The 26,755-nt window shown below is 62.8% G+C and carries 23 protein-coding genes and 1 pseudogene; 11 read left to right on the top strand and 13 right to left on the bottom strand.

Annotation, left to right across the window (positions count from 1 at the left end):
* The first annotated feature begins 11 nt into the window (after positions 1-11).
* The 3 genes from AC0QUY_RS09215 to AC0QUY_RS09225 all read left to right on the top strand — a co-directional run bounded on the left by AC0QUY_RS09215 (position 12) and on the right by AC0QUY_RS09225 (position 2,676).
* Positions 12-677, top strand: a complete 666-nt coding sequence (locus AC0QUY_RS09215) for a polysaccharide deacetylase family protein (protein WP_475386601.1) — start codon at positions 12-14, stop codon at positions 675-677.
* The gene (locus tag AC0QUY_RS09220; protein ID WP_475386602.1) at positions 674-1,543 is read left to right on the top strand and encodes a fumarylacetoacetate hydrolase family protein; all 870 of its coding nucleotides are present in this window, start codon (positions 674-676) and stop codon (positions 1,541-1,543) included. Before AC0QUY_RS09215 ends, AC0QUY_RS09220 begins: the two co-directional genes overlap by 4 nt.
* A gap of 92 nt (positions 1,544-1,635) precedes the next feature.
* The gene (locus AC0QUY_RS09225) at positions 1,636-2,676 is read left to right on the top strand and encodes a uroporphyrinogen decarboxylase family protein (protein ID WP_202639165.1); all 1,041 of its coding nucleotides are present in this window, start codon (positions 1,636-1,638) and stop codon (positions 2,674-2,676) included.
* 296 nt (positions 2,677-2,972) lie between these two features.
* Here AC0QUY_RS09225 and AC0QUY_RS09230 read toward each other — a convergent pair whose 3' ends face one another.
* The 7 genes from AC0QUY_RS09230 to AC0QUY_RS09260 all read right to left on the bottom strand — a co-directional run bounded on the left by AC0QUY_RS09230 (position 2,973) and on the right by AC0QUY_RS09260 (position 7,629).
* The gene (locus AC0QUY_RS09230; protein ID WP_475386603.1) at positions 2,973-3,581 is read right to left on the bottom strand and encodes a nuclear transport factor 2 family protein; all 609 of its coding nucleotides are present in this window, start codon (positions 3,579-3,581) and stop codon (positions 2,973-2,975) included.
* 89 nt (positions 3,582-3,670) lie between these two features.
* Positions 3,671-3,940, bottom strand: coding sequence for a hypothetical protein (locus tag AC0QUY_RS09235; RefSeq protein ID WP_475386604.1), 270 nt, complete (start codon positions 3,938-3,940; stop codon positions 3,671-3,673).
* Positions 3,937-4,929, bottom strand: a complete 993-nt coding sequence (locus AC0QUY_RS09240) for a DUF2778 domain-containing protein (protein ID WP_475386605.1) — start codon at positions 4,927-4,929, stop codon at positions 3,937-3,939. The genes AC0QUY_RS09235 and AC0QUY_RS09240 overlap by 4 nt, the downstream gene beginning before the upstream one ends.
* Positions 4,930-5,110: 181 nt before the next feature.
* On the bottom strand, positions 5,111-5,536 hold the full coding sequence (locus tag AC0QUY_RS09245; RefSeq protein WP_161849567.1) for a DOPA 4,5-dioxygenase family protein: 426 nt from the start codon (positions 5,534-5,536) through the stop codon (positions 5,111-5,113).
* Positions 5,537-5,613: 77 nt separating this feature from the next.
* Positions 5,614-6,174, bottom strand: a complete 561-nt coding sequence (locus tag AC0QUY_RS09250; RefSeq protein ID WP_161849568.1) for a carboxymuconolactone decarboxylase family protein — start codon at positions 6,172-6,174, stop codon at positions 5,614-5,616.
* A gap of 57 nt (positions 6,175-6,231) precedes the next feature.
* Complete coding sequence (locus AC0QUY_RS09255; RefSeq protein ID WP_475386606.1) at positions 6,232-6,765, bottom strand: VOC family protein; 534 nt, start codon at positions 6,763-6,765, stop codon at positions 6,232-6,234.
* A 66-nt stretch (positions 6,766-6,831) separates the two neighbouring features.
* Positions 6,832-7,629, bottom strand: coding sequence for an SDR family NAD(P)-dependent oxidoreductase (locus AC0QUY_RS09260; RefSeq protein ID WP_475386607.1), 798 nt, complete (start codon positions 7,627-7,629; stop codon positions 6,832-6,834).
* A gap of 217 nt (positions 7,630-7,846) precedes the next feature.
* Between AC0QUY_RS09260 and AC0QUY_RS09265 the strand changes: the two genes are divergently transcribed.
* Positions 7,847-8,911, top strand: coding sequence for a LacI family DNA-binding transcriptional regulator (locus AC0QUY_RS09265; RefSeq protein ID WP_475386608.1), 1,065 nt, complete (start codon positions 7,847-7,849; stop codon positions 8,909-8,911).
* 88 nt (positions 8,912-8,999) lie between these two features.
* A complete protein-coding gene (locus AC0QUY_RS09270; RefSeq protein WP_475386609.1) occupies positions 9,000-9,968 on the top strand; it encodes a Bug family tripartite tricarboxylate transporter substrate binding protein in 969 nt (322 codons plus the stop codon).
* Between the two features lie 58 nt (positions 9,969-10,026).
* On the opposite strand, the gene AC0QUY_RS09275 is transcribed toward AC0QUY_RS09270, so the two are convergent.
* Both AC0QUY_RS09275 and AC0QUY_RS09280 read right to left on the bottom strand, forming a co-directional pair.
* Complete coding sequence (locus AC0QUY_RS09275) at positions 10,027-11,247, bottom strand: cytochrome P450 (protein WP_475386610.1); 1,221 nt, start codon at positions 11,245-11,247, stop codon at positions 10,027-10,029.
* A gap of 61 nt (positions 11,248-11,308) precedes the next feature.
* A complete protein-coding gene (locus AC0QUY_RS09280) occupies positions 11,309-11,518 on the bottom strand; it encodes a ferredoxin (protein WP_161849574.1) in 210 nt (69 codons plus the stop codon).
* Between the two features lie 152 nt (positions 11,519-11,670).
* Between AC0QUY_RS09280 and AC0QUY_RS09285 the strand changes: the two genes are divergently transcribed.
* Complete coding sequence (locus tag AC0QUY_RS09285) at positions 11,671-12,309, top strand: TetR/AcrR family transcriptional regulator (protein ID WP_475386611.1); 639 nt, start codon at positions 11,671-11,673, stop codon at positions 12,307-12,309.
* A gap of 294 nt (positions 12,310-12,603) precedes the next feature.
* Positions 12,604-13,461 (top strand): hypothetical protein, encoded by an 858-nt coding sequence (locus AC0QUY_RS09290; protein WP_475386612.1) that lies wholly within the window; start codon positions 12,604-12,606, stop codon positions 13,459-13,461.
* Between the two features lie 19 nt (positions 13,462-13,480).
* Here the strand turns inward: AC0QUY_RS09290 and AC0QUY_RS09295 are convergent, their stop codons facing one another.
* From AC0QUY_RS09295 to nirB, 3 genes are read right to left on the bottom strand one after another with little or no spacing between them, the layout of a single operon-like run.
* Positions 13,481-16,141 (bottom strand): nitrate reductase, encoded by a 2,661-nt coding sequence (locus tag AC0QUY_RS09295; RefSeq protein ID WP_475386613.1) that lies wholly within the window; start codon positions 16,139-16,141, stop codon positions 13,481-13,483.
* A gap of 12 nt (positions 16,142-16,153) precedes the next feature.
* Positions 16,154-16,489, bottom strand: coding sequence for a nitrite reductase small subunit NirD (gene nirD, locus AC0QUY_RS09300; protein WP_161849577.1), 336 nt, complete (start codon positions 16,487-16,489; stop codon positions 16,154-16,156).
* Positions 16,486-18,945: a nitrite reductase large subunit NirB gene (gene nirB, locus AC0QUY_RS09305; RefSeq protein WP_475386614.1), complete on the bottom strand. Its 2,460-nt coding sequence runs from the start codon at positions 18,943-18,945 to the stop codon at positions 16,486-16,488. Before nirB ends, nirD begins: the two co-directional genes overlap by 4 nt.
* 647 nt (positions 18,946-19,592) lie before the next feature.
* On the opposite strand from nirB, the gene AC0QUY_RS09310 reads away from it, so the two are divergent.
* Positions 19,593-20,852, top strand: a complete 1,260-nt coding sequence (locus AC0QUY_RS09310; protein WP_161849579.1) for an MFS transporter — start codon at positions 19,593-19,595, stop codon at positions 20,850-20,852.
* Positions 20,853-20,942: 90 nt separating this feature from the next.
* Entirely contained in the window at positions 20,943-22,655 is a 1,713-nt protein-coding gene (locus tag AC0QUY_RS09315) for a bifunctional protein-serine/threonine kinase/phosphatase (protein WP_475386615.1), read from the top strand.
* 71 nt (positions 22,656-22,726) lie between these two features.
* On the opposite strand, the gene AC0QUY_RS09320 is transcribed toward AC0QUY_RS09315, so the two are convergent.
* Positions 22,727-24,163 (bottom strand): NAD-dependent succinate-semialdehyde dehydrogenase, encoded by a 1,437-nt coding sequence (locus AC0QUY_RS09320; RefSeq protein WP_475386616.1) that lies wholly within the window; start codon positions 24,161-24,163, stop codon positions 22,727-22,729.
* A 526-nt stretch (positions 24,164-24,689) separates the two neighbouring features.
* Between AC0QUY_RS09320 and AC0QUY_RS09325 the strand changes: the two are divergent.
* Positions 24,690-25,199, top strand: a pseudogene (locus tag AC0QUY_RS09325) (peroxidase family protein); the annotation flags it as partial.
* 115 nt (positions 25,200-25,314) lie between these two features.
* Positions 25,315-26,736, top strand: a complete 1,422-nt coding sequence (locus AC0QUY_RS09330) for a peroxidase family protein (protein WP_475386617.1) — start codon at positions 25,315-25,317, stop codon at positions 26,734-26,736.
* Positions 26,737-26,755: the final 19 nt, after the last annotated feature.

Genomic DNA, 26,755 nt, shown 5'->3' on the forward strand with positions numbered 1-26,755 from the left:
GGAGAAGCTGCGTGTTCGACCTGACGCTGACATTCGACAATGGTCCCGAGCCCGGCGTCACGCCGCGCGTGCTCGATACCTTGCGCGAGCGCGGCATCAAGACGACCTTCTTCGTGATCGGCGAAAAGCTTGGCGACCCCGAGCGCCGTCGGCTGGCAGGGCGCGCGCACGACGAGGGCCACTGGATCGGCAATCACACCTTTACGCATTCGGTGCCGCTTGGGCAGCAAGTCGCTCCCGAAGCGGCGCAGTATGAAATTGGTCGGACGCAAGATGCGATCGGCGACCTCGCCCATTCAGAGCGCTGGTTCCGGCCGTTCGGCGGCGGCGGCAATCTCGATCGGCGGCTGTTGAAGCCTTCGGTCGTCGATTACCTCATCCGCAACAAGCATAGCTGCGTGCTCTGGAACGCAATCCCGCGAGACTGGGATGATCCGGACGGCTGGGCCGACCGGGCCATCGAGCAATGTCAGACGCAGCCGTGGAGCCTGATGGTGCTGCACGATCTACCCGGCGGCGCCATGGATCATCTCGAACGCTTTATCGACCGCGCCGCGAAAGCCGGCGCGCATTTCCACCAGGACTTTCCGCCCGACTGCGTCCCGATCCGGTCAGGCGAGATCGTGCTGCCCATCCAGCCCTACGTTTCCAACATCGAAGAGAGTGTCACACCATGAAGATCGCGAGTTTCAAGGCCGGCCCGACCGTAACCTACGGCCTGATCACGAACACCGGCATCATCGATGCCGGGAAGCGGCTGAAAGCGCATCCGACCCTGAAGTCGCTGCTCGCAAAGGGATCGCTCGACGAACTGAAAGCGCTGCAAGGCGAACGGCCCGATTACGCGCTGGCCGAAATCGAATTGCTGCCGACCGTGCCCGATCCGGACAAGATTTTCTGCATCGGCGTCAACTACGCCACGCATCTGGCCGAAAGCGGCCACCCCACCCCGCCGCATCCGATGACCTTCACCCGCTTTGCCAACAGCCAGGTCGGCGGCGGCCAGCCGATGATCCGGCCGCTGGAATCAGAACGTTTCGACTTTGAAGGCGAAATGGCCGTCATCATCGGCAAGGCCGGCCGCCGCATTGCGCGCGAAGAGGCGCTCGCGCATGTCGCAGGTTATGCCTGCTACAATGACGGCAGTATCCGCGACTGGCAGCGTCACACCTCGCAATTCGCGCCGGGCAAGAATTTCGTCGGCACCGGCGCGTTCGGCCCCTGGATGGTCACGACGGACGAAATCCCTGATATCAGCAAGCAGACCATTGCGACCCGCCTCAACGGCGTCGAGGTGCAGGCCGCGCCGATCTCGGACCTCGTGTTCGATGTTCCGGCCCTGATTGCCTACTGCTCGACCTTCACCGAACTCGCACCCGGCGACGTCATTGTCACCGGCACCACCGGCGGCGTCGGCGCCTATCGCACACCGCCGCTCTGGATGAAGGATGGCGACGTGGTCGAAGTCGAAGTGTCCGGCATCGGCGTGCTGCGCAATCCGGTCAAGGACGAGGTTGCTGCGACTGCAACGCGCGCGGCCTGATTCTCTTTTTTTGTTGACGCGTTTTCTTCACGCGAACCGGTATCCACTTCGCTTGAAAACGCTATGCGAATAACAAGAGCAAGGAGGTAATCATGAACCTGCCCAAACATCTGCTGCCGACCACGGTCGTCGGCAGTTACCCGCAACCGGAATGGCTGGTCGATCGCGCAATGCTGTCCAAAGTGGTGCCGCGCACGCGTTTGCATGCGATGTGGCGGCTGCCGGCCGAACATCTGGAGGAGGCGCAGGACGACGCCACCATCGTCGCCATCCGCGACATGGAGCGCGCCGGCATCGATATCGTGACCGACGGCGAAATCCGCCGCGAAAGCTATTCGAACCGCTTTGCCACCGCGCTCGAGGGCATCGACGACGAAAATCCGGCGATGATCACCTCGCGCAGCGGGCACGCGACGCCGGTCCCGCGCGTCGTCGGCCCGGTGAAACGCCGCGGCCCGGTCGAGCGGCACGATATGGAATTCCTGCGCAAGAACACCGACCGCGCGGCCAAGATCACCCTGCCCGGCCCGTTCACGATGAGCCAGCAGGCCAAGAACGAGTACTATAAGGACGACGAAGAGCTGGCGATGGCGTTTGCCGAAGCCGTCAACGCCGAAGCGCTCGACCTGCAGAAGGCCGGCGCCGACGTGATCCAGCTTGACGAGCCTTGGGTGCGCAACAATCCCGATCTTGCCCGGCAGTACGCCGTCAAGGCGATCAACCGCGCCTTGCAGGGCATCACCGTGCCGACCGTGGTGCATCTGTGCTTCGGCTATGCCGCGGTCGTCCCCGGCTCGACCAAGCCAGCCGGCTACTCCTTCCTCGCCGAGCTCGCCGACACCAGTGCCGAGCAGATTTCGATCGAGGCGGCGCAGCCAAAACTCGATCTCGGCGTGCTCAAAGATCTGTCGTCGAAGAAGATCATGCTTGGCGTGCTCGACCTCGGCAATCCCGAGATCGAAACCGCCGATGTGGTGGCCGGCCGAATTCGCAACGGCCTGAAGCATGTCGCGGCCGATCGGCTGGTTGTCGCGCCCGATTGCGGCATGAAATACATGCCGCGCCATGTCGCGTTCGGAAAGCTCAAGGCAATGTGCGATGCGGCCGCGACCGTACGCAAGGAGCTGAGCTAGGTCCGGCCGCTTCATCTATCAGGCTAAGGAGCTGTTCGAACGGATCCCGATCGCGGGCCCGTACCAGATGGATCGGTGCACTGGAAAGACGCAGCCAACTCTCTGCTTCGGCCAGCCAATACACCTTGCTGTGTGGTTCGCGCCGTGCGAGCTGCCTGCAAAGTGCCGCCCGCCAAATCAACTCCAGGCGACTTGCCATGCGCATCCCCTGCCATGGGTGATGCTTCATGCTGGTCCCGGGGACTGGACGGGTTCCTTGATCTACGTCAAGCGTCGCGACGATTTAGGACGCTGCGCTAGATCGGATTACCTTTCAACCACGCCGCGCCCCGCGCGTATAACGCCTCGACTTCGGGCCCCTTCAGACCGGGCATATCGCGCTTGACGGTATAACCGATGCGGGTCTGCAGATAAGCGAGGTGCCGGTAGCCCTGTGGAAACTGCTCAAGCAACGCCCTATCCAGAACAGGCGCTGTGCCGGGGGTAACGGGGTCCATCCGGTCCTTCTCATAGATCGGCTGGCGCAGCACGATTCCCCATCGCCCATCCCGCTTTTCGAGGAAGTCGTAGAACCGCCCGGTGCAGAGCACGTCGCACAGCACGCCTTCGACCTCGGCGCGCTGCGAGATCGTCATCTTGGTCTGCGAGATCGCCCGGTTCCCGGCGAGATCGACCGAAATACCACCCAGGAAGTGCAGGATGCTGACGCCCTTGGCCCAGGCCTGCTTGTTGATTTCGATGAACTCGTCGCCGGTGCCCTGCGTCCAGGTCGCCATCATACGGCCGTCCGGATGCCAGACGGTGCGGAAACGCTCCCAGTCGCCGGCATCGCGCCAGATCGCCCAGTTCTGCAACAATTCCCGGATCAGGCGATCGTCTTCAATCTCGGCGTCACTTCTGGGCATGCGGACGTTTCCCTAGGACATTTTTCTCAAGTGTTCATGAGACATAGCCGCGCCAGGCATAAGCTGACAAGCCGGACGGCCCGGCGCCGTCACAACAGCCTGGCGCGAACGAACAGCGCACGCAGCGCGTTGGTCGCTTGCACGGTCAGCATCGCGTTATCGGCGGCACCTTGCAGTGCACTGATAGCATCGGCGTGCAGCGCGCGGAATTCGATCCATTCGATCGAAGAGAGATTGGTAATGAAGCGATAGGCCTGACCGACGGTGGCGATCGACACCGTCCCGCCGTTCAGGTTGATCTTGAAGACCGCTCGCAACGGCGTATCGGAATCGGCGACGTCGCCGGCGACCGAAGTCATGACGGAGACGGTGAACGCCGCGATGCGGTCAGGCCTTCGCGAAGGCTCGGCACAACGACGAGCCGCTTCACCTCGCCGTTTCGGTAGGCCTGCAGGAACCTGTCATAATCCTTGATCGAGACGCAGCCGTTGGAATCGCCGTTGGGCCCGAGCAGGTAGCTGTGGACGAGCAAGCCGTTTCGCCCATGCATTTCGTTTTCGCCGACCGGCGTCATGCGCAGCGCCGCGACGCCATGAAACAGTTTCTCGCGCGGTTTCAGATCGTAGACGTTCGGCGGCGTTGCGCCGACCATGCGCTGGTCGACATGCGCCGGATTGTCCATCAGGCTGCCGAGCCCGGAGTGTGCCTCAAGCTTGACGCCATTCGGCAGGTACACCGTGCGGGCCGAAATATCGTAGACGGCGGTCTGACTGTCGTAGCCAAGCGCGGCCAGATCCTTGCGCTCGCTCAGCAGCCCGTCTCCCGGCGTCAGCGACGCCAACGAGAAGCGCATCGGCACCAGGTCGGCGAGCTTCTCGAACATCGTGCGGTTATCGGCCGAGACCGTCGGCGGATCGTTCCTCATCGACTGAAGATTGGCCAGGACCGGCCGGGATCTTGGCAAGGGAATCGCAGCCTCAACCGTTGGCGCAGGCTGCTCGGGCTCGGGCTGGACAACCTGCTCTCGCGATGGTCCGCCCAACTGGCTTTCGATATGCCCGAACTCAGCCTCGAAGTCAGAGCGTTGCGGGCGTACGGCGGGACGCGAGGGGTAATTGATGGCCAGCGAACGGCGCACGGAGGACGGACCGAACCGCTCGTCGAACGAGGTTGTGCTGGCAACATTCGCGGATGCGGGATCGACCCAGCGGGACAGATCGAAATCGGTCGCCCAGGCAGCCAGCCCCAATGCCATGGCGAACGCCGCGACCCCGAATGCCGCTTCGCGGTACAATCGGGTACGCGGGCGCGAAGCAAGCTCGGCTGCGCTGGTCGTACGATTACCCATCTATCCCCGGCTCGGCGCTTCGGAATCACGTCTGATTCCTAAAGGATTCACCGAATAAGTCCCCACCATAATGCAAACCAAAGTAAGGCATAATCGAGACAAGTGTTTGGCCGCCATCATGACCTGCACAATCCGCAGGTTCAAGCCTTCTGACAAGGTCGCACCGGCGGGTCGGCGGCGCTCAGGGCCGCAGGACCGGATTGGTATTTGGTACCGGCGCCTGCTCCATTTCAGCGTGCTCCGGTAGCTTGTCCGCATGCACCGCGAGCGCCGGCCCGATCCAGATCGGATCGGCCAGATGGTCCCGGCGCGGATTGGTCGTGTTCGGATGGACCAGAACGCTCAATTTGCCATGGTTGAGCATCAGCCAGGGCACCAGTTCGGGGAATATCTCGCGGGCAAAGGCGACCTGGTACATGGCCTGATCGTGCGGCCCGACCTTGACATCGTGCCAGCGCCCGAGCGTGACCGAGAAGCGCTCGCCGATCCAGCTGCGCAGTTGCTCGGCTTCGGCCCGTGTGGTCGCTGGATCGTAATAGATATGGGCGTGATAGCTGGCGATCTCGCCCAGTGGTCGCGGCCCGCCCGCTCCCGGCTCACCCGTCATGGCCTTTGCTCCACGCCATCGCTGCTTTGGACCGGTCGATGATCGCTGCAACCGGGGGCGTGGTCAATGTGCAGGTGTCAGCCCAACCGCTTCTTGCTGCTCTCGAAGACGGTCATGCCGGCGGCGGCGTCGAGGTCGACCTCGGTTGCTTCCGTCAGGCGCGCCATCGTCATGTAGAATCCGATCGCAAGGATCGATTCGACGATCTCCTGCTCGCTGAAGTGCTGGCGCATCGCGGCAAAGACCGGTGCTGCAACGCGCACGTTCTCGATCACTTCACGGCCGAACGCCAATAGCGCCTTTTCGGCCTCATTGAAGGCGGCGTCCTCGTATTTGCCCTGCTCGATGCAGTCGATCTGCCGTTGCGTGACGCCGACGCCGAGCGCGATCGGAACATGCTGCCGCCACTCATATTCCCCATGCTCCCACTGCGCGACCTGGAGGATCAGCAACTCGCGATTGACGTGGCTGAGCTTCTGGCGGTGCAGGATCGAATTGGCGAACCGCATCGCCGGAATGAAATTGGCCTCGGCATGCGCCATCATCCGGAAGATATTCAGGACGACCGGCATCCTGTCGAAGGACGTGCGTATGTCGCCGCCGGTTGCCGCCGGGTCGATTAGAGGAAGTCTTGCCATCCGCTTTTTCCTTATGTTGCTGTTCTTGTTGTTGAATCGTTGGCGACGCTGCGCCGCTCAGCGCCCACCCACCTCGCGGATGGGATCGGAGCCGTCCCAGCCGGCGGCGACCTTGCGGATGTGCTCGAAGAAGCTCCCCTTGCTGCCGCTGATGTCTGAAATTTCCACCACGGTCCCGGGATGGGCCTGCGTATCGAAATAGGCAAAGCGGCCCTTTTCGCCGCCGATCTGCCCCTCGTGACCCACTTTATAGCCAAGCGACAGCGCGCGGTCGTAGAGAGCCTGATAGTCGCGGGTCCAGTACGACATGTGTTGCAAGCCTTCGCGGCCGGAATCGAGAAACTCCTTGTACATCGAGGGCGCATCGTTGCGCTGCTGGATCAGCTCGATCTGGAGATCGCCGGAGTTCGCCAGCGCCACGCTCATCTCCATGGCGGAGTCCTGGCCGCGGTGGCGGAAGTAATCGGTCTTGACCTTGTCGATGTAGTACCAGGGCCCGACGCCCATCACATTGACCCAGTGATCCATCGCGGCGCGGATATCACGCACCACATATCCGTTCTGGCAGGCCGCGCCAAAAATACGGCTCATTGAAACCTCCCGTCTGCTTGCCGGCGGTACATGCTTGCCGCCTCGTGTTCTTCTTGATCCCGCAGTTCAGCCGATCGACCTGCCTCCGTCGATCACGAGTTCGGTGCCGGTGACGTAGCGGCTTTCATCGCTGGCGAGCCACAGAATGCCGTTGGCAATATCTTCAGGTGCCGCCTTGTACCCGAGCGGGACGGCGCGTTCGGTGAGCTTATCCAGCGTCGGGCCGCGCTCCCGTCCGCCGTTCGCGCCGTCCTCGACGGTGCCGATCAGCGTGTCCCAGATCGCGGTTTCGGTGATGCCGGGATGCAGCGAGTTGACGCGCACGCCGTCTCTGGCGGCGGCGCATTCCAGCGCGACCGATTTCGTGAACAGCCGCACGCCGCCCTTGGTCGCACAATAGCCCGAGACGTTCGGCGACGCCTTGATCCCCGCGATCGAGGAAACGTTGATGATGCTGCCGCCCCCGCCAGCCCGCATCAGCGGCAGCGAATGCTTCACGCCGAGGAAGACGCCGTCGAGATTGACGGCCACCTGCCGCTTCCAGTCGGCGAAAGCCATATCGACGACAGGGCCCGAAAGGCCGATTCCGGCGTTGTTGACGAGGACATCGAGCCGGCCAAACCGCGCCTTGATCGCGGCCACGACCGACTGCCAGTCTTGCTCGCGTGTCACGTCGTGATGGTAGTATTCGCACTCGCAGCCGCCGGCGCTCAATTCGCGCAGCAGGCCTTCGCTCTTCTCATCCTGCAGATCGGTCGCGACAATCTTCGCGCCCTCGCGGGCCAGCACCAAAACGGCGGCCCGCCCGATGCCATTGGCAGCGCCGGTCACCAGAACGACCTTTCCTTCGACACGCCGCGTCATGGCTGGGTCCGTTTCCCCGTTTTTCAGGCCGTTCGGCCGTGTTGTTGCGTGCAGGAATAATGGGCAGGTTTTTGGAAACGTTTCCATACTTTATCTGTCTAAGCCGCGCAAGATCGGTATTGTAGGACATAGCATCTTGTATATCGTTTTCAGATTACGCTAGATTTCAGCGTTGCGCGGCCTAGCGCCGCAATCTTCGGCCGATCGAGATGTAGCGATGAACAGGGTGCAAGAAGGACCAGTGGCAAAGGGCCGGCGGACCAGGCCTGCACGTGCCACCATTCGTGATGTCGCGGCCCAGGCCGGCGTATCCGTCAGCAGCGTCAGCCGGGTCATGAACGGCGAGCCGCATACCAGCCCCGAGTTGCACGCGCGGATCATGCGGGCGGTGAACCGGCTACGCTTCGAGCCGCATTCGGCGGCGCAGGCCCTGCGTTCGCGCGAGAGCAAGACAATCGGCTGCATGGTCTCCGACCTCTCCAATCCTCTCTACAGCGAGATGATCAACGGCGCGGAGGAAGAATTGCAGCGCGCCGGCTATGTGCTGATGCTCGCCGCGACCCGCCACGAGGAAGGCCGCGAGACCGCGTTCGTCTCAGCGGTGCGCCGGCGGCGGATGGACGGATTGCTGCTGTTTGCCGGCGACAATGCCCACACTGATTTCACCGGTGCGCTTGCAAACCTCGACTTGCCCTGCGTGGCGATCGATCGCGAGGTGCCCGGCGTGCCGTCCGTGCGCGCGGACCATCGCGGCGGCGGCCTCGAAATCACCCGCTATCTGATCGGGCTGGGCCATCGCCGCATCGCGCTTCTTACCGGACGCGCGGCGCTGCTACCGAGTTCGGAGCGCCTCGCCGGCTATCGTCAGGCCCATGCCGAAGCCAGGCTCGCGGTCGATCCCGATTTGATCCGGCCGCAGACGCAGGGCTCGAGCATTGCGTTCAGCGACGTCTGCCAATTGCTGCGGGGGCCCAACCGTCCAACGGCAATCATCACGCTGGGCACGCACATGCTGGCCGGCGTGATGGACGCACTCGCCAGCAGCGGCCTGCGCTATCCCGACGACGTGTCGCTGGTATGCATCGGCGACACCGACCTAGCCCGGCATGCAACGCCGGGCATTTCTGCGTTGACCTGGGATCTGGACCAGATGGGCCGGGTCGCCGCCAACATCCTGCTCGACCGTATCAGCGGCGGTGACGAGACCAGGAAAATACGGCCGGTCTACCTGCCGACACGGTTCATCCTGCGGCACTCCGGTGCCGCGCCTCGCGCGCCCTGATGGCGCGACGGGCTTCATCTCTACGCCCGGCGAACAACGCCGGCGACGAACGACCAGAACAAAAAATAAAACCCAGGGAGTGAGCAAAATGAAGTTACGCGCGATCGTGCTGTCGCTGCTTGCGCTGTCATGGATGACAGTTTCAGCGCACGCCGAGGAAACTGCCGACTACCCCTCCAAGAAGATCAAAATGCTGTTGCCGTTCGGGGCCGGTGGCGGGGGCGACGTGCTCGGCCGGCTGCTTGCCGACCGGATGGGCAAGCGCCTCGGCCAGACCATCTATGTTGAAAACCGCACCGGCGCCGCTGGCACCATCGGCGCGCAGCAGGCGGCAACCTCTCCGCCCGACGGTTACACCATCACGATCGGCGGCATGACTACCCACGTGCTCGCGCCGGCGGTCTATCCCGCCCTGCCCTATGATCCGATCAAGGATTTCACGACCATCGGTCGGATCGGAACGTCATCCATCCTTCTCATCGCCACGAAGGATTTTCCCGCCAGCGATCTGCGCGGGCTGACCGAGCTCTCGAAAAAGGGAGAACCGATCCAGTATGGCAGCTGGGGCGTCGGCTCGACCGGGCACTTCTGCGGTGAGATTCTCTCCCAGAAAGCGGGCGTCCGCCTGCAGCATGTCCCGTTCAGCGGCGCGGCCAAGCTCGCGAACGACCTGGTGGGCGGGCATATCTCGGTGGGGCTGGTCGACATGGCGACCGGCACGCCGCTGGTGAAGGACGGCAAGCTGAAGGCGCTTGCAGTATGCGGGGGACGATCGCCGAGCCTCCCGGAAGTTGCGAGCTACAAGGAGCAAGGCGTCGATTTTGAGCGCAGCCTGTCCTGGGTGATGTATGCGCCGGCTGGCCTTCCCGTTCCGATCGCGCAGAAAATTGCCGGCGCCTTGAAGGAATCGCTGGCGGAGGCCGACATCGCCGAGAAGCTGCTGGCGCTCGGCATCTCCGTGGACTTCATCGCCGGAGACCAGCAGCGCGACATCAATACGCGTGACATCGAGGCGTGGAAGAAGGTCGCCAGCGACGCAAAGATCGAGGTCAAATAGCGGCCAAATGCAAAAGGAGGGCCGAGCCAATCGGCCCTCCCGCTTTATCCCTCGAACCTCAGTTCGCCTTGCCGAACAGGAATGGCAATTGACGCGGGCCGCGCACGGTGCCTTCCGACCATGTGACCTTGCCGGCCGGATCAAGCCGGAAATCCGGAATCCGCTTCAGCCATTCCTCGATCGCGACCGTCATCTCCATGCGGGCGAGATTGGAGCCGACGCAGCGGTGAATGCCGAGACCGAACGCGGCGTGGCGATTTTCCTTGCGGTCGATCACCACCTTGTCGGCATCGGGGAACATCGCGGGATCGCGATTGGCGGCCGGGAACGACAGCAGCACCATGTTGCCGGACTTGACCGGGCAGCCGCTGACGGTCGTCTCCTTCATCACCTCGCGCGCCATCGTCACCGGCGAATAGGCCCGCAGCAGTTCCTCGACTGCGAGCGGCATCAGCTCCGGCTCCTTGACGAGGCGCTCGCGGTCCGCCGGCGTTTTCGCCAGATGCCACAGCGAGGAGCCGATCGCGCTCCAAGTGGTGTCGATGCCCGCAATCAACAGCAGCCGCAGCGAACCCAGGACGTGCTCGTCCGCCAGCGGATTGCCATCCTTGTCCTTCGCCTTCATCAGCGTCGAGATCAGGTCGTCGGTCGGATTCTGCTTGCGCTGCTCGAGATGGGCGGCGAAATAGCCGGTCATCTCCCTTACCGCTTCCATCAGCGCGTTGTCATCCTTGATGCCGAGTTCGAGGATGCCGTGAATCCACTTGATGAAGAGGTCGCCGTCCTTCTCCGGAATCCCGAGCATATGCGCGATCGCGCGAACCGGAACATGCTTGGTGTAGCGCGCGGCGGCGTCGCATTTGCCGTCGGCGATGAACTCGTCGATCAGCTCGTTGCAGATCGCGCGCACCCGCGGCTCCAGCTTCTTCATCGCGTCCGGCGTGAACGGCGGCAGCAGCAATTGCTTGGCCGGCTTGTGCTCCGGCGGATCGGACGTGATCGGCGGCGCCCGCGCCGTGATCTCCGGCCGTATGTCGCGCACAATGACGCGACGCGAGGAGAAGTGCTCGGTATCGTAGGCGATTTCCTTCACCGCCTGGTAGGTGGTCGGCATATAGCAGCCGAGAAAGCGCTCGGTGTGAACGACGGGCGAAGCCGCGCGCAGTTTTTCCCAGATCGGAAACGGATTTTCCGTCCAGGTCGGATCGGTGTGATCGAAATCGTTGACCCAGTCGGTGACCGGCGGGTGTTCGGGCATGATGCTGGCGGAATCGGACATCGGAGCAATTCCTCTGCTTGGTTCGTTCAGATCGTGATGGATGAAAGATCTCGCGACCGGATTATTCTTCGGTCACGTCGATGGCAATTTCCGGACAGTTACTCTGGGCAAGCCAGGCCTTGTCTTCCAAACCCTCCGGCACCGAGCCGTCGCCGACTTCGTGCGCGTTGCCGAATTCGTCGAGGTCGAACAGTTCGGGTGCCAGTGATTTGCAACGCGCGTGTCCCTGACATTTGTCCTGGTCGACGCGGATCTTCAGCTTTCCGGCCATCGCAGCGTTCCCCTCTTTCTGGTGCGCATTGTCTCGCGCCGCCTTCTTGCGGCATGCCGAGACAAACTCGCCGGCGTGCCGCGAAGTTATATCATATTACATTCGCGTTGCCGTTGTGCTGTCAAGGCAAAAGTTATAGATCATGGAACTGAATGCCGCCTCGACCCGCACGAAAAGCGCTCAATGCCTATCACCATGGGGATCTCCGTGATGCCCTGGTTCAGGCCGCGTTGCATGAGGTCGAGCTCGGCGGTCCCGAAGCAATCAGCATCAGCGCGCTTGCCAAGAAGCTCGGCGTCTCGCAGCCGGCGCCCTACAAGCATTTTGCAGATCGCGAGACGCTGCTGACGGCCGTCACCGCCGAAGCATTCCGCCAGTTCTCAGCCATGATGCGCGCGGCGATCGAAAAGCCGTCAAAGCAGTCGAAGCTGTCGCGCTTCGCCCAGCTCACGCTCGATTTCGGGCTGCGCCGCAACGGCATCTATCGCCTGATGTTCGCGTCGCGAACCATGGCCTGCGCGCCGAAAGGCAGCGAGCTGCAAACCGCGGCCATGGAGACGTTCGAACTCCTGGTGGAAGCGCTGGAGGCACCCGCCGTGGGACTGTTGCGCGAGCGCAGCGCGCTGAAAATCTGGGCCTCGCTGCATGGCGTGGTCATGCTCGCCGAACAGGGACTGCTCACCGGCCAGGTTGCCCATGTCAGCCGGGAAGAGCTGGTCGAGGACATCGTGAAGGAAACCAAGCTCGCGCTGTCCGTCGCAATAGAGGCCAGCGGCAAGACCGGCCAATGACAATCAAGGCTCCGGCATTCGAGGGTCCCGACACACGGGCCTCTATGGCGGCGCCGTTCTCGGTCTGGCCGCCATCGCGGCGCTTGCCGTTGCAAACTCGCCGTTTCGCGGCGCAAACGTGCCACACTGGCGACGAGATCGCAGCATGCGTCATGGCGGCTGCTTGAATTCTGGACCGGCAGGTGATCAGCTTTTCTGCTTCATGGGCATCGCCGGTTGAACAAAAATCCTGTCAAATCCACTGCGCGTCTCCGTCTTGAACTCGCACGACCCTGCTCCGCGAGAAGCGTCGCGTTGGGCGTCTTGGCCTCGCTATGCTTTTTCGGCGCGGCACTTGGAAAGGACGATGGCGACGATGAGGATGCGGCCGCCACCAAGCCGACCCTGCCGAACGTCTACCTCGATATGCGAACCATCTACTCGACGCTGCCTGCCGGCACGCTGTCGATCGGATTTAGCGCCCCGCCTTTGCTGGCGACGCTGGCGAACCTTTCCGCGCTCCGAACCCTTAACTCACCCTCCAGCCAAAGTGTCTCGATCGACCTGCCGTTGACGGTCGATGTCAACGATCAGCTCTCGGTCTATGGCGGCGTCAGTGGCGCTACGTCGCAGGCCGGCACCGATCCCTGGACCGCTTTCTCGATCTTCAGCTTTACGCTCGGATTCCAGGCCGACATCTATCAGCAGAACGGCGGAATGTTTCCGACCATCACCGTTCAATCCAATGTGTCGCGATCGACTTCGGACTCTCCGCTGGCCTCGACGACCTACAACACGATCCTGGAGGCCGGCTACGCGCTGAATGCGGATGAGACGCGAGGGCTGCTCGCGGGAATGCAGTACGCCAAGGTCCTGATCGATACCCCGCTTGCCCGCGTCAGCCCTGACGTCATGGGCTATGTCGGCGGCTATTATCAGTGGGACAACAACTGGAAGTTCACCGGCCGCTTCGGCGTGCAGCACTTCGGCGGCGCGCAGCTTCTGAACCTGACGCCGTTTCCCGCGTTCACGCAGCCGATCCTTCGGCTCGACCTCGACCGCATGGATGACAACGACAATCGGCTGTTCGGCATCACCGCGCAGATCGCTTGGACGCCGAAGCCGTCGTACCAACTAACGCTGCGAACGCCGCTCTACGCGATCAAGAATTAGCGGCCAGATTGCCGCAAGCTCATGCCGGCTGCGAATCCCGCACGGCCGCGCTGTGCAGCAGCTTGCTGATCTCCGGCTTGCACGCACCGCAATTAGTACCAGCCTTCAGACGCCGGCCGACGTCCTCGACGCTGGCTGCCCCTTTTTTGATTTCGGCCGAGATCTGATGCTGCCCGACACCGAAGCACGAGCAGACGATCGGCCCGACGTCCTGACCGGCATCGAGCGGCTGCCCCGTCAGCAGCGACATCCGCGCATTTGGTGACAATGCCTGATCCGCGAACAGGCCGGTCAGCCACGACCGCGATACCAGCTTGTGATCGGGTGCGATGAACACACAACCTTCCAGCCGGCCGTCGCGAACGGCTGCGTAGCGGAAGCGGCCAGCCTTCGGATCGCGATAGGCGATCCACTCGATGTCGTCATCTTCGACACGAAGCTGCGTCCGCGCCCAGTCGCGCCAGCTCGGCGGACGCTCGTCGCCGGCGAGTTCCATTCGCCAGCAGGTCCCCGAAAGCCCGCCGACCCAGTAACCCGCGGTGGGACGTTCGATCTCCTGGCGACTGAGGATGAAGGCGTGCCATTTCGGCGAGTAAGCGGCCGCCTTGACCGGCGTGTGCTTGGATTCAGGCTGTCCGGAAATCGGATCGGTCGCCGGATTGACCAGCGCATTGACCCGGCCGTCGCCGGCATACTCGCCATTCCAGTGCATCGGTACGAACACGCAGCCGCGCCGCTGCTCGGCGGTGACGACAACGCGCGCCACCATCTCGCCCCAGGCACTGGTCAGCCGCACGAGCCCGCCATTCTCGACACCGGCCGCGCGTGCATCGTCGGGATGGAATTCGGCATAGGGCTCGAAAATATGCGCCAGCAGCCGCGGCGATTTCCCGGTTCGCGTCATGGTATGCCATTGATCGCGGACGCGCCCGGTATTGAGCACCAGCGGATAGTCGCGGCTGGTCGCGTTGACGGCAGGGCGCGGCGTCACCGGCACGAAACGAGCCTTGCGGTCGGCGGTGAAGAATTCGCGCGTCTCGAACATCCGCGACGTGCCGGTCGGATATTCCCGCGTCACCGGCCACTGGATCGGGGTCAGCGCATCGTAGGCGCGATCGTCGAGCGTATTCAATGCGGACAGATCGAAGTCGCGCGTGCCCTCATTCTCGAAACTGGAAAGCCTTGCGTGCTCGCGGAAGATCTCGGCTACGCTTGCATAGTCAAATCCCGAATACCCCATGCGTTGCGCGACGTCGCAGATGGTCCGCCAATCCGCCCGTGCGGCGCCGGGCGCCGGCAGGAACGGCCGCTGCCGGGAGATCCGGCGCTCGGAGTTGGTGACGGTGCCGTCCTTTTCGCCCCAGGTCAGCGCGGGCAGCAACACGTGAGCATGACGTGTGGTGTCGGTATGACGCATGCAATCGGAGACGACGACGAGTTCGCAGGCATCGAGCGCGCGGCGCGCGCGGTCGGCATCCGGCAGGCTGACCAGCGGATTGGTCGACATGATCCAGACCGCCTTGATGCGGCGGTCGGCGATCGCGTCGAACATGTCGATCGCCTTGAGGCCCTGCTTGTCCGCGACGACAGGCGATTGCCAGAACCGCTGCACGATGTCGCGATGCCCAGGGTTTTCGATCTCCATATGGGCGGCAAGCTGGTTGGCCAGCCCGCCGACCTCCCGGCCGCCCATGGCGTTGGGTTGTCCGGTCAGCGAGAACGGCCCCATGCCGGGACGCCCGATGCGGCCGGTCAACAAATGACAGTTGATGATCGCATTGACCTTGTCGACGCCGCTGCTCGACTGGTTGATGCCTTGCGAATAGAGCGTGACGACGCGTTCGGTCCTGGCGAACCAGTCGAAGAACAGTGCCACGGCGCCCTCGGAGAGGCCGCAGATATCGGCGGTCTGCGCGACCGACTGGCCGGCGACCTGCTGCAGCGCGGCTTCAGCCCCGGTGGTGAATCCCTCCACGAACGCGCCGTCGGTGGCGTTGCGCGATGCAAGGTAGGCGAGCAATCCGTTGAACAGCACGGAATCGCTGCCCGAGCGAAGCGGCAGGTGCAGATCGGCGCCGTCGCATGTCGCGGTCCGCCGCGGATCGATGACGACGATGCGGCACGCCGGATTGCTGGCCTTGGCGGCCATCATGCGCTGGTAAAGGATCGGATGGCACCAGGCGGCGTTGGAGCCGACGAGAACCAGCAGATCGGCGCTCTCGAGATCCTCGTAGCAGCCCGGGACGGTATCGCTGCCGAACGCGCGCTTGTGGCCCACCACGCTCGAGGCCATGCACAGCCGCGAATTGGTATCGATATTGGCGGTGCCGATGAAACCCTTGGCGAGCTTGTTGACGACGTAATAGTCCTCGGTGAGGATCTGGCCGGAGACATAGAAGGCGACCGCGTCAGGACCATGCTCGCGGACGATTCTGCCAAATCCGTCCGCGACGTAGTCGACCGCCGTATCCCAGTCCGTCTCCTGCCCGTTGACCATGGGCGCGAGCAGCCGTCCCTCGAGGCTGATGGTCTCGGCGAGCGCCGAGCCCTTCCCGCACAGCCGGCCGAAATTGGCGGGATGCAGCGGATCGCCGCGGACGGTCACAGCGCCCGCGACATCCCTGTCAGCAATAACGCCGCAGCCGACCCCGCAATACGGACAGGTTGTTTTCACCGGCACGGGCGATCACCCTCACTCGGCAGGCACGGCCGCCGCCGTCTGGACGCTAAGCCAGACGACGCCATTTTCCACCTTGGTCGGATGCGCGCGTGTGCATCCCTCATCGGGCGCGACCGCCGTGCCGCTCTTCAGTTCGATGACGAAATTGTGCAGCGGACAGGTGACGCGCTTGTTGTGAACGATGCCTTGCGACAACGGTCCGCCCTTGTGCGGACAGCGATCGTCAAGCGCAAACACCTCGTCATCGCTGGTCCGGAACACCGCGATGTCTCCGGATGCCGTCCGCACGACACGCGAACCGAGAACCGGAATATCGTTCAGCGCCCCGATTTCGATCCATTTGGTCATGCGAGTTCCAGCTCCGCCAGGGGGGTGAATTCATTGCGGTCGACGCCGCGCTGGGCACGCGCCGCCCAGGGATCGCTCTGCGAAAATTGCTGCGAATGGGCGAAACGGCTGAACAGCGCCTTGCGGTTGGCGACGTCGTCGACCACCTGCTTGCGGATCGCGTCGAGACCGATCCGGTCGCACCATTTGTACATGCGCTCCAGATACCAGCCCTGCTCGCGATAGAGCTGCGTCAGCGCAGCGATGATCTCGAGCGTCTCCTCCTCCGTCGCCACCTTGGTCAGGAATTCAGTGCCCTTGATGTGCAGGCCGGCGGCGCCGGCGAAATGGATCTCGTAACCGGAATCGACGCAGACGACGCCGACATCCTTGCAGGTCGCCTCCGCGCAGTTGCGCGGACAACCTGATACCGCAAGCTTCACCTTGGCCGGCGTCCACGAGCCCCACATGAACTTTTCGAGCTTGACGCCGAGGCCGGTGGAATCCTGCGTGCCGAAACGGCACCATTCCGAGCCGACGCAGGTCTTCACCGTGCGCAGTCCCTTGGCGTAGGCATGGCCCGACACCATGCCGGCAGCATTGAGATCGGCCCAGACCGCGGGCAGATCTTCCTTCTTCACGCCGAGAAGATCGATGCGCTGTCCGCCGGTCACCTTGACGGTCGGGATATTGAACTTGTCCGCAACGTCGGCGATGGCGCGCAGTTCGTCCGGCGTCGTGACACCGCCCCACATCCGCGGCACAACAGAATAGGTCCCGTCCTTCTGGATATTGGCGTGAACGCGCTCGTTGATGTAGCGCGACTGTTGGTCGTCGCGATACTCGCCGGGCCAGGTCGCGAGCAGGTAATAGTTCAGGGCCGGCCGGCAGGAGTGGCATCCGTTCGGCGTCTTCCAGTCCATGAACTTCATGACGTCGGGAATGGTCTTCAATCCATTCTCGACGATGACGCGGCGCGCGTCATCGTGGCTGTGATCGGTGCAGGCGCACATCGGCTTGACCTTCGGCGCCGCCGAATAGTCGCCGCCGAGCGTGAAGGCCAGAACCTGCTCGACGAGACCGGTGCACGAACCGCACGACGACGATGCCTTGGTGTGGGCCCGCACGTCGTCGATCGTGAACAGCTTCTTTTCGCTGATCGCCTTGACGATGGCGCCCTTGCAGACGCCGTTGCATCCGCAGATTTCCGTCTCGTCGCTCATGGCGGCTACCGAGTTCTTGCCGCTATGGCCGCCGTCGCCGAGATTGGCGGCGCCGAACACCAGCCGCTCGCGCATGTGCGAAACGTCGGTGCCGTCGCGCAGGTGCTGGAAGTACCACGGACCGTCGATGGTATCGCCATAGAGCACGGCGCCGACGATCTTCTTGTCGCGCAGGATGATCCGCTTGTAGACGCCGCGGGAGGCGTCCTGCATCACGATCTCTTCCTTGTCCGCGCCCGGTGCGAAGTCGCCGGCGGAGAACAGGTCGATGCCCGTGACCTTCAGCTTGGTCGAAACCACCGACCCGTCATAGGTCGCAAAACCCTTCATGGCGAGGTGGTTGGCGCAAACCTTGGCCTGGTCGAACAAGGGTGCCACGAGACCGTAGGTCTGGCGCCGGTGCTGCACGCATTCGCCCACGGCATAGATTCGCCCGTCGTAGGTCTGCATGGTGTCGGAAACGACGATGCCGCGCTCGCAATGCAGGCCCGCCTTGCGCGCCAGCTCGACATTCGGGCGGATGCCGACCGCCATCACGACCAGATCGGCGGGGAGTTCCTCACCATCAGCGAAGCGCACGCCGGTCACGCGATCCGTGCCGAGGATCGCCTCCGTCTGTGCGGGCATCTTGAACACCATGCCGCGTTCTTCGAGCGACTTGCGGAGCAATCCGCCTGCGACCTGATCGAGCTGCCGCTCCATCAGCGTGTCGAGCAGATGCACGACGGTGACGTTCATGCCGCGCTTCATCAGGCCGTTGGCGGCTTCGAGGCCGAGCAGGCCGCCGCCGATCACCACCGCATTCTTGTAACTCGTCGACGCATGGACCATATGCTCGACGTCCTGGATGTCGCGAAAGCCGATGACACCAGGAAGATCCTTGCCCGGAAGCGGCAGCATGATCGGGTTCGAGCCCGTGGCGATCAGCAGGCGATCGTAGGGTACCCGCGCGCCTTCCCTCGTCACGACTTCGCAGGTACGCCGATCGATCATCTCGATCATTTCACCCTTGCGCAGCGTGATCCCGTTAGCGTCGTACCACTGCTCCGTGTTGAGCATGATGTCGTCGACGGTCTTTTCGCCGGCAAGCACGGGCGACAGCAGAATTCGGTTGTAGTTGCCGTATGGTTCGGATCCGAACACGGTGATGTCATAGAGATCTGGCGCACGGTCCAGCAGCAATTCCACCGTGCGAATGCCGGCCATGCCGTTGCCGATCACCACCAACTTTGGCTTGTTCACTTTATTGAGCATGCTCTGCCTTCCGATCCAGGTTCCGATGGCCCCGCTCGGCGACGCAGCTCTGCATCGTCGATTGGCAAGAAGTATCGATTGATTGGGATCGCCCATCGGCGGGCAGCGGACCATCGACTCTGACGATCGTGATCTTTCATATTCAAGAGACGTGCCAACGCCGAACCCGTAACTTTTCGGGCCCAATGCGGGGCTGCAGCCAATAAATCGTTAATTGAGCGCACTTGCGCGTGCACCAATGCCCAAAAAATCACCCACTCGGGCTATCCATTGTGCACCGCACGAACCTTCGCCGCCCCGGCGGCAACCGGCTTCCTGGAAACGGCACGATAGGGACCAGCGGATTTTCAGCAGCGCTTTTCCGTTAATATTTCGCACAGCATAATAAAACACCACACTGCACGTTCGAGCGGCTGGTTTTGCCAACGAACGGAGCACCGATCGCATTCGCAGCGCTTTATCCGTACCTGCCAAGGCCCTGCAAATACATGCAAACTAGCGCGCTTGTTTTTCTGGCACACGAATTGCTCACGTTGAGACCTGAAGTGCGTCTCAACGACGAGACGACTCGCTCCCAACATTCCGTCCCTTGTGCCGAGACCACCGCGCGCCGCGCGGTGTCGCGCGCCAATGTTCGAGGCTGCTCGATGAAGTTTGCTGAATTCAAGAAGGCCGGCCACTGGCCCACGCTGCTCGCCGCCTTCCTCTATTTCGACATAAGCTTCATGGCTTGGGTCGCGCTCGGTCCGTTGATCGTCTACATCGCGCACGACATGAACCTTGCCGTCGACGAGAAGTTCACCCTCGTCGCCATCCCGGTGCTGGCCGGCGCGCTGTTGCGGGTTCCGATGGGTCTGCTCGCCGATCTCATCGGCGCCAAGCGAACCGGAGTCATCGCGCAGATCGTCGTCATCCTTGCAACGGCGTGGGTTTGGTACTTCGGCCTCAACAGCAAACTCGCAATCGAGATATTCGGTCTCGCGCTCGGCATCGGCGGCGCGTCGTTTGCGGTAGCGTTGCCGCAGGCGAGCCGCTGGTATCCGCCGCAATATCAGGGCGTGGTGATGGGGATCGCTGGCGCCGGCAATATGGGTGTCGTGCTCGACACGCTGTTCGCCCCGACGATCGCCGAGCATTGGGGCTGGCAGGCCGTGTTCGGTGTGCTGCTGGTTCCGATGCTGCTGATCCTTGCCTACTATGTCTTCGCCGCCAAGGATGCGCCCGGCGAGCGCAAGCCGGTTTCGCTGAAAGGTTACGGCGCCCTGCTGCGCGATCCAGACAGCCGCTGGTTCATGTTCTTCTACTTCATCACCTTCGGCGGTTTCGTCGGGCTGGCCAACGCGTTGCCGCTGTACTTCACCGTGCAGTATCACGTGTCCGGCGTCGCGGCGGGCCTGCTGGTGGGGTTGATCGTCGCTTTCGGCTCGGGCTTCCGCCCCGTCGGCGGACTGATCGCCGATCGCATCGGCGGCATCCGCTCATTGTCGATATTGTTTGGCGTCGTCGTCGCGGCCTATCTCGTCATCGCCTTCATGCCGGAGGGGCCGGCTGCACCGACATCTACCGGCTGGACGTTCATGCAGATGCCGCGCATTGCCTGGATCTCGGTGCTGCTGTTCTCGATCGGAGTTCTGGCGCTCGGCATGGGAAATGGCGCCGTGTTCCAGCTCATTCCCCTGCGCTTCCGTCATGAGATCGGCCTGATGACCGGTCTGGTCGGCTGCGCCGGCGGCATCGGCGGCTTCTTCCTTGCCAAGGCGCTCGGCGTCGCCAAGGGAATGACCGGTGGATTCGGCGCAGGCTTCCTGTTTTTCGGCTTGCTGGCGTTGCTTGGCTTTCTGGGACTTGCCATGGTCAAGGTCCGCTGGCGCACCACATGGGGCGCCGCATCGGGAGCGCGGGTCTGACCACGCGCTGCCCGTAGCGTTTTCAAGCGAAGTGGTTACCGGTTCGCGTAAAGAAAACGCGTCCTAACAAAGGTCCGACAGGCCGCGCGGGTGACGATCGGTTCGCAACGAAATCTCGGGGTACGCGTCGGCTTCGTCAGCGAGACCGGCAAGCGGTCCGCCAATGAGGATTATGTCGGAACCTGTCTCGGCCGGTCCGGCGTAAGCAATCGCGATATCGTCGCCGCGGTTGCCGACGGCGTCGGCGGACACAAGGGCGGACGTGAAGCCGCCGAGCTCGCGATTCGTTGTTTCATCGACGCATACTATTCCCTTCCCGAAACGCTCGGCGTGCGTCGCCGGGCGTCGCGTTCGCTGGAAGCCGCCAATAGCTGGATCTACACCCAAGGCCGGACCGATCCCCGGCTCAGCGGCATGAGTTGCGCCTTCTCCTCGGTCATCCTGTCGCGCCGGCTCTGCCACATCATTCACATCGGCGACACCCGCGCCTACCGCCTGAGCGAGGGACGCCTGGAGCGGCTGACCACCGACCACATCGCCGGTCGCGGTGATCTCGCCCATCTGCTCAACCGCGCGATCGGCTTCGAGGATTTTGCCCGCTTCGATTACGCCACTGTCGGATTGCGCCAGCACGACCGGCTCTTGATCTGCAGCGATGGCGTTCATGGCGTGCTGCCCGATCACCGCCTGCAGGTGCTATTGAGCGCACGCACCTCGCCGGAAGAATCCGCCCGCGCACTCGTCGACGCGGCGCTGAATGCCGGCTCTACCGACAACATGACCGCGCTGGTGCTCGACGTCGTCGACCTGCCGCCCGCCGACCGCGACGAGCTCACCCACTCCATCGCGACGCTGCCGATCCTGGATCTGCCCGAGACCGGCGACGTCGTCGACGATTTCACGCTCGGCGAAATATTGTCGGATGGACGCTACAGCCGGCTGTTCAAGGCGACCGACAAGCGGCAGGGCCGCGAGCTCGTGCTGAAGTTTCCGCATCCGCGCGTCGCCAGCGAGGGCTCCTATCGCCTCGCCTTCGTGCGCGAGGCATGGGTCGCGGCGCGCGTGCGCAGCCTGTGGATTGGTGAAATCATCGAACTGCCCGTCGAGCGGCAGACCCGCCTCTATTCAGTGATGCCGCTTTATGAAGGCGAAACGCTGGAGCAGCGGCTCAACCGCTCGCCGCAGCTTTCGCTGGCCGAAGGCATCGGCATCGCGACCAAGCTGGCACGCGCGGTTGCGACCCTGCATCGGGCCGGCATCATCCATCGCGACATCAAGCCGGACAACGTGATCCTGCTGAAGGGCGGCGGGTTGCGGCTGGTCGATCTCGGCGTTGCGCGCGTGCCGCTGCTGGAGGATTTTCCGGCCGAGGATATTCCGGGCACGGCGAGCTACATGGCGCCCGAGCTGTTCGGCGGACGGCCTGGCGACGAGCTTTCCGATCTCTATGCGCTCGGCGTCACCGTGTACCGGATGTTCACCGCGGCCTATCCCTATGGCGAGATCGAGCCGTTCTCGCGGCCCCGCTTCGGCAAGCCCGCCTACCTCTCGCGCTATCGCCCCGACCTGCCGGCCTGGCTGGATGCTGTGATTGGCAAGGCGCTCAACGTCGATCCGGCGCAGCGCTATGGCGACGTCATCGAATTCTCGCACGAGCTCGAAAACGGCGCGATGTGGGCGAAGCCGGCCGTCACGTCGCGGCGCTCGCTCTATGAGCGCGATCCGCTGGTGTTCTGGAAGAGCCTGTCCGCAGGACTGATCGTGCTCGTCATCCTGCTGCTTGCCTGGATCGTAAAAAATTAGCCCGACGCTCCGGTGGAACGCCGGGCCATATCATGTGAGCGAAGCAAACTGCGTTGGCTTCGCGGCTTGGTTCACACCCCGGTCTGGGTGATGAACTTGGTGTTGAAATAACCTTCCATCGCCTCGATGCCGCCTTCCGAGCCGTAGCCGGAATCCTTGACACCGCCGAACGGCACTTCGGGCAGTGCGAGACCAAAGCTGTTGATCGAGACCATGCCGGCTTCGATAGCAGCGCCGATCGCGGTCGCCGTCTTGGTCGAACTGGTGAAGGCGTAGGACGCCAGACCGAACGGCAGGCGGTTGGCTTCCTCGGCCACCTCGTCGAAGGTCGAGAAGCGCGAGATCAAGGCCAGCGGCCCGAACGGCTCCTCGTTCATGGCGCGCGCATCCTTCGGCACGTCGCTGACGACCGTCGGCTCGAAGAAGTAGCCCTTGTTGCCGACCCGATGACCGCCGGTCTCGAGTTTTGCTCCTTTGCCCACGGCGTCCTGCACCATGCCTTCGATGGCGGTGACGCGGCGCGGATTGGCGAGCGAACCCATTTTCGAGTCAGGATCGAGGCCATTGCCGACCTTCATCGACTTGGCGCCTTCGACGAACTTGTCGACGAATTCGCGGAACACGTCGTCCTGCACCAGCATGCGGGTCGGCGAGATGCAGACCTGGCCGGCATTGCGATACTTCGCCGCCGCCAGAATCTTCGCCGCCGACGTGACGTCCGCGTCCTTGAACACGATGGCCGGCGCGTGGCCGCCCAGCTCCATGGTGGCGCGTTTCATGTGCAGGCCTGCCAACGCAGAGAGCTGCTTGCCCACGACGGTCGATCCGGTGAAGGAAATCTTGCGGATCACCGGATGCGGAATGAGATATTCCGAAATCTCCGACGGCACGCCGTAGACCAGGTTGACCACGCCATCGGGCACGCCCGCATCGACAAATGCCTTGATCAGTTGCGCAGGCGACGCCGGCGTTTCCTCGGGCGCCTTGACGATGATCGAGCAGCCCGCCGCGAGACCCGCGGAGAGCTTTCTGACAACCTGGTTGATCGGGAAATTCCACGGCGTGAAGGCCGCGACCGGGCCGACCGGCTCCTTGACGGCGATCTGGTAGATGCCGGGGCCGCGTGCGGGGATCACCCGGCCATAGGCGCGCTTGGCTTCTTCCGCAAACCACTCGATGACATCAGCGGCCGCCATGGCTTCCATCTTGGCTTCCGCCAAGGTCTTGCCCTGCTCCATCGTCAACAGCGGCGCGATCTCGTCATTGCGCTCGCGCATGATTTGAGCCGCCTTGCGCATGATCCTGCAGCGCTCGAACGGCGCCACCGCCCGCCATACCTTGAAGCCTTTGGCAGCCGCTTCCAGCGCCTCGTCGAGATCGGCACGATCGGCATGGGCCACGGTGCCGATGGTTTCCTCGGTCGCCGGGTTGAGCACGGCGATGGTCCTGCCCGACTGGCTCGGACGCCATTTGCCGTTGATGAAGAGCTGGGTATTCGAATATGCCACGAGACTTTCTCCCTGTCTTGTTGTGGGTCACCGAACGGCGAGCGATCCGGCTAATTTCAGGCGCGCCTTTATGATGGAAGCCCGCCCGGATTGCAAAGCGGATTCAGTTGCGTACGACCGCATGACCAGCGCAAGGCGCTTCCGCCTGTCTCACCGATCAGCTCCGATCCCACGACATCGCCCGTGAATTGCATCGTCACCATCGACGAAGTCGCGCGCGTCCTCGAAGTGTTCGCAGGTCCTGGAAGTTTTCGTCTCAGGCCAAGTGCTGCCGTCGATGTGGGAAGTGCTGGGTGGCGTGAATGCAGGCGGGATCGGATTTGTTGGTAGCAAAAACGCCGCCCCTGATCCCCGAAATATGAATCCCGTACTCGCCATTCAGCATGGCACCGCATCTCCGGACAGTCACTTGCATCTTCAGCACCCGTCCAGCGCTTCCTGGACCTCTTGAAGGCTTGTTGCAATTAGTTCGCATTTGCACTATTGATGCAAGTAATTCGCATTTGCAAAAAATGGGGAGGTTTTGATGCACGCATTGCGGGCGGCTTGGCCGAGCAAATTTGGCTCGCAGCATGGCCAATTCGAATTTGACAACGGATTCGATGGACCCTTCCCGTTCGGCTTGCACTGGTCCGGCGGGGGCCAATCAAGCGGGTCGCCCTGGTCGATCCATGGCCACCATCAGATTCGGGACTGGTGCCCGCAACCGCCGACGCCGGTCACGATCCAGTTCCGCAGCTTTGACGGTTCGGGAAACAATCTCTCCAGCCCCGGCCTCAATACCGCCGGCACGGCGGTCGACCGCATTGGTCCCGCTCATTTCGCGGACGGTGTTTCCGATCCGCTCGATGGCCCCAATCCACGCACCATCAGCAATGTCGTGGTTGGCGAGGGCGACGCGAACGTCCCGAATGAGCAAGGCGTGTCGGCATTCATGTACGCCTGGGGCCAGTTTATCGATCACGATCTGACGCTGACGCGCAGCGACGGCACCAACGACATCAGCATCCTGGTGCCCGACGGCGACCCGGTGTTCGGCGACGACGCGATCATGCCCATGACCCGCGCGATCATCGATCCGTCGAGCGGAACGGGCCCGGACAATCCAGCCACTCCCCCTCAATTTCAGCACCGGCTGGCTCGACGCCTCCATGGTCTACGGCTCCGACGCGGCGACGGCCGCGAGCCTGCGCCTGCCCGACGGGCACATGAAGACGTCGGAGGGAGGCAATCTGCCGATCGTCAACGGCCTATTCGCCGCCGGCGATCCGCGCGCTGCGGAGAACTTTGCGCTGACCTCGCTGCACGCGCTGTTCGTGCGCGAACACAACTACCAGGTCGACAAGCTGCATAAGGCGCATCCGAACTGGAGCGGCGATCAGCTCTATAATTACGCGCGCGCCATCGTCACGGCCGAGATCGCGAACATCACGTACAAGGAATTTCTGCCGAACCTGATCGGCGGCGACGCGATCGGGGCCTACCAAGGTTACGATTCGAGCGTCGATCCGCGCCTCTCGCTCGAGTTCAACATCGCCTTCCGCTTCGGGCATTCGATCGTTTCAGCGGAAACCGAGAGTCTGACGGAGAGCGGCGAGGTCGTCGAAGGATCGGAGCGCGAACTCAGAGACATCTTCTTCGCACCGCCGTCGGATTTTGTCGCGTCCGGCGGCGCCGATGGGCAGTTGCGCCATCTGGCAGGCGACCCGTCGCAGGCGATGGATGTTCGCATCGTCGAGGATCTCCGCAATTTCCTCTTCGACCCACCCGTGAGCATGGATCTTGCAGCGATCAATATCCAGCGTGAACGCGATTTCGGTATCGGATCGCTCAACGACGTGCGCGAATCTCTCGGCCTCGCCCGATACACGGATATCGACCAGATCACCAGCGATCCTGGAACGCGGGCGGCTTTGAAGATAGCGTTCTCGAACAACGTCGATCTGATCGACCTTTGGACCGGGGGCCTGGCCGAGAATCATGCCCCCGGCGCGCTGATCGGCGAAACTTTCCAGACCGTCATCGCGATGCAGTTCGAGGCCTTGCGCGATGGCGACCGGTTCTGGTTCGAAAATCAGGGCTTCGACGCCAGGACACTGCAGCAGATCAAGCAGACGACGCTTGCCGACATCATCCTCCGCAACACCGATACCCAACATATCCAGGATGATGTCTTCATCTCCTACACACGGCACACCGGGCTGAAAGGCGGCGTCGAATCGGAGGATCCCGAAGCGCGGCAGCTCGTCATCGGCTCGGACGGCAAGGACACACTCATCGGCGGGCCACAGGGAGATTTCCTGTTCGCCGGTACCGGAAAACAAACACTCACCGGATTGAGCGGGGCCGACCATTTCGTCTTCGACAAGGGCGCGACCAAGGCTGTCATCACCGACTTCCAACCCGGCATCGACAAGCTCGAGTTCAAGCATGCCGGAAATCTCGACTGGCATGATGTCTGCATTTCATCCGCGCATGGCAATGCCGTCGTGTCGGTCGGCGATGACAGCATCGAACTGGTTGGCATTCGTGCCTATGCGCTTCACAAATCTGATTTCATTTTCGATGTCTGAAGGCGTGGCGGAACGAAAC

It is taken from the genome of Bradyrhizobium sp. WYCCWR15520 (assembly GCF_056174665.1).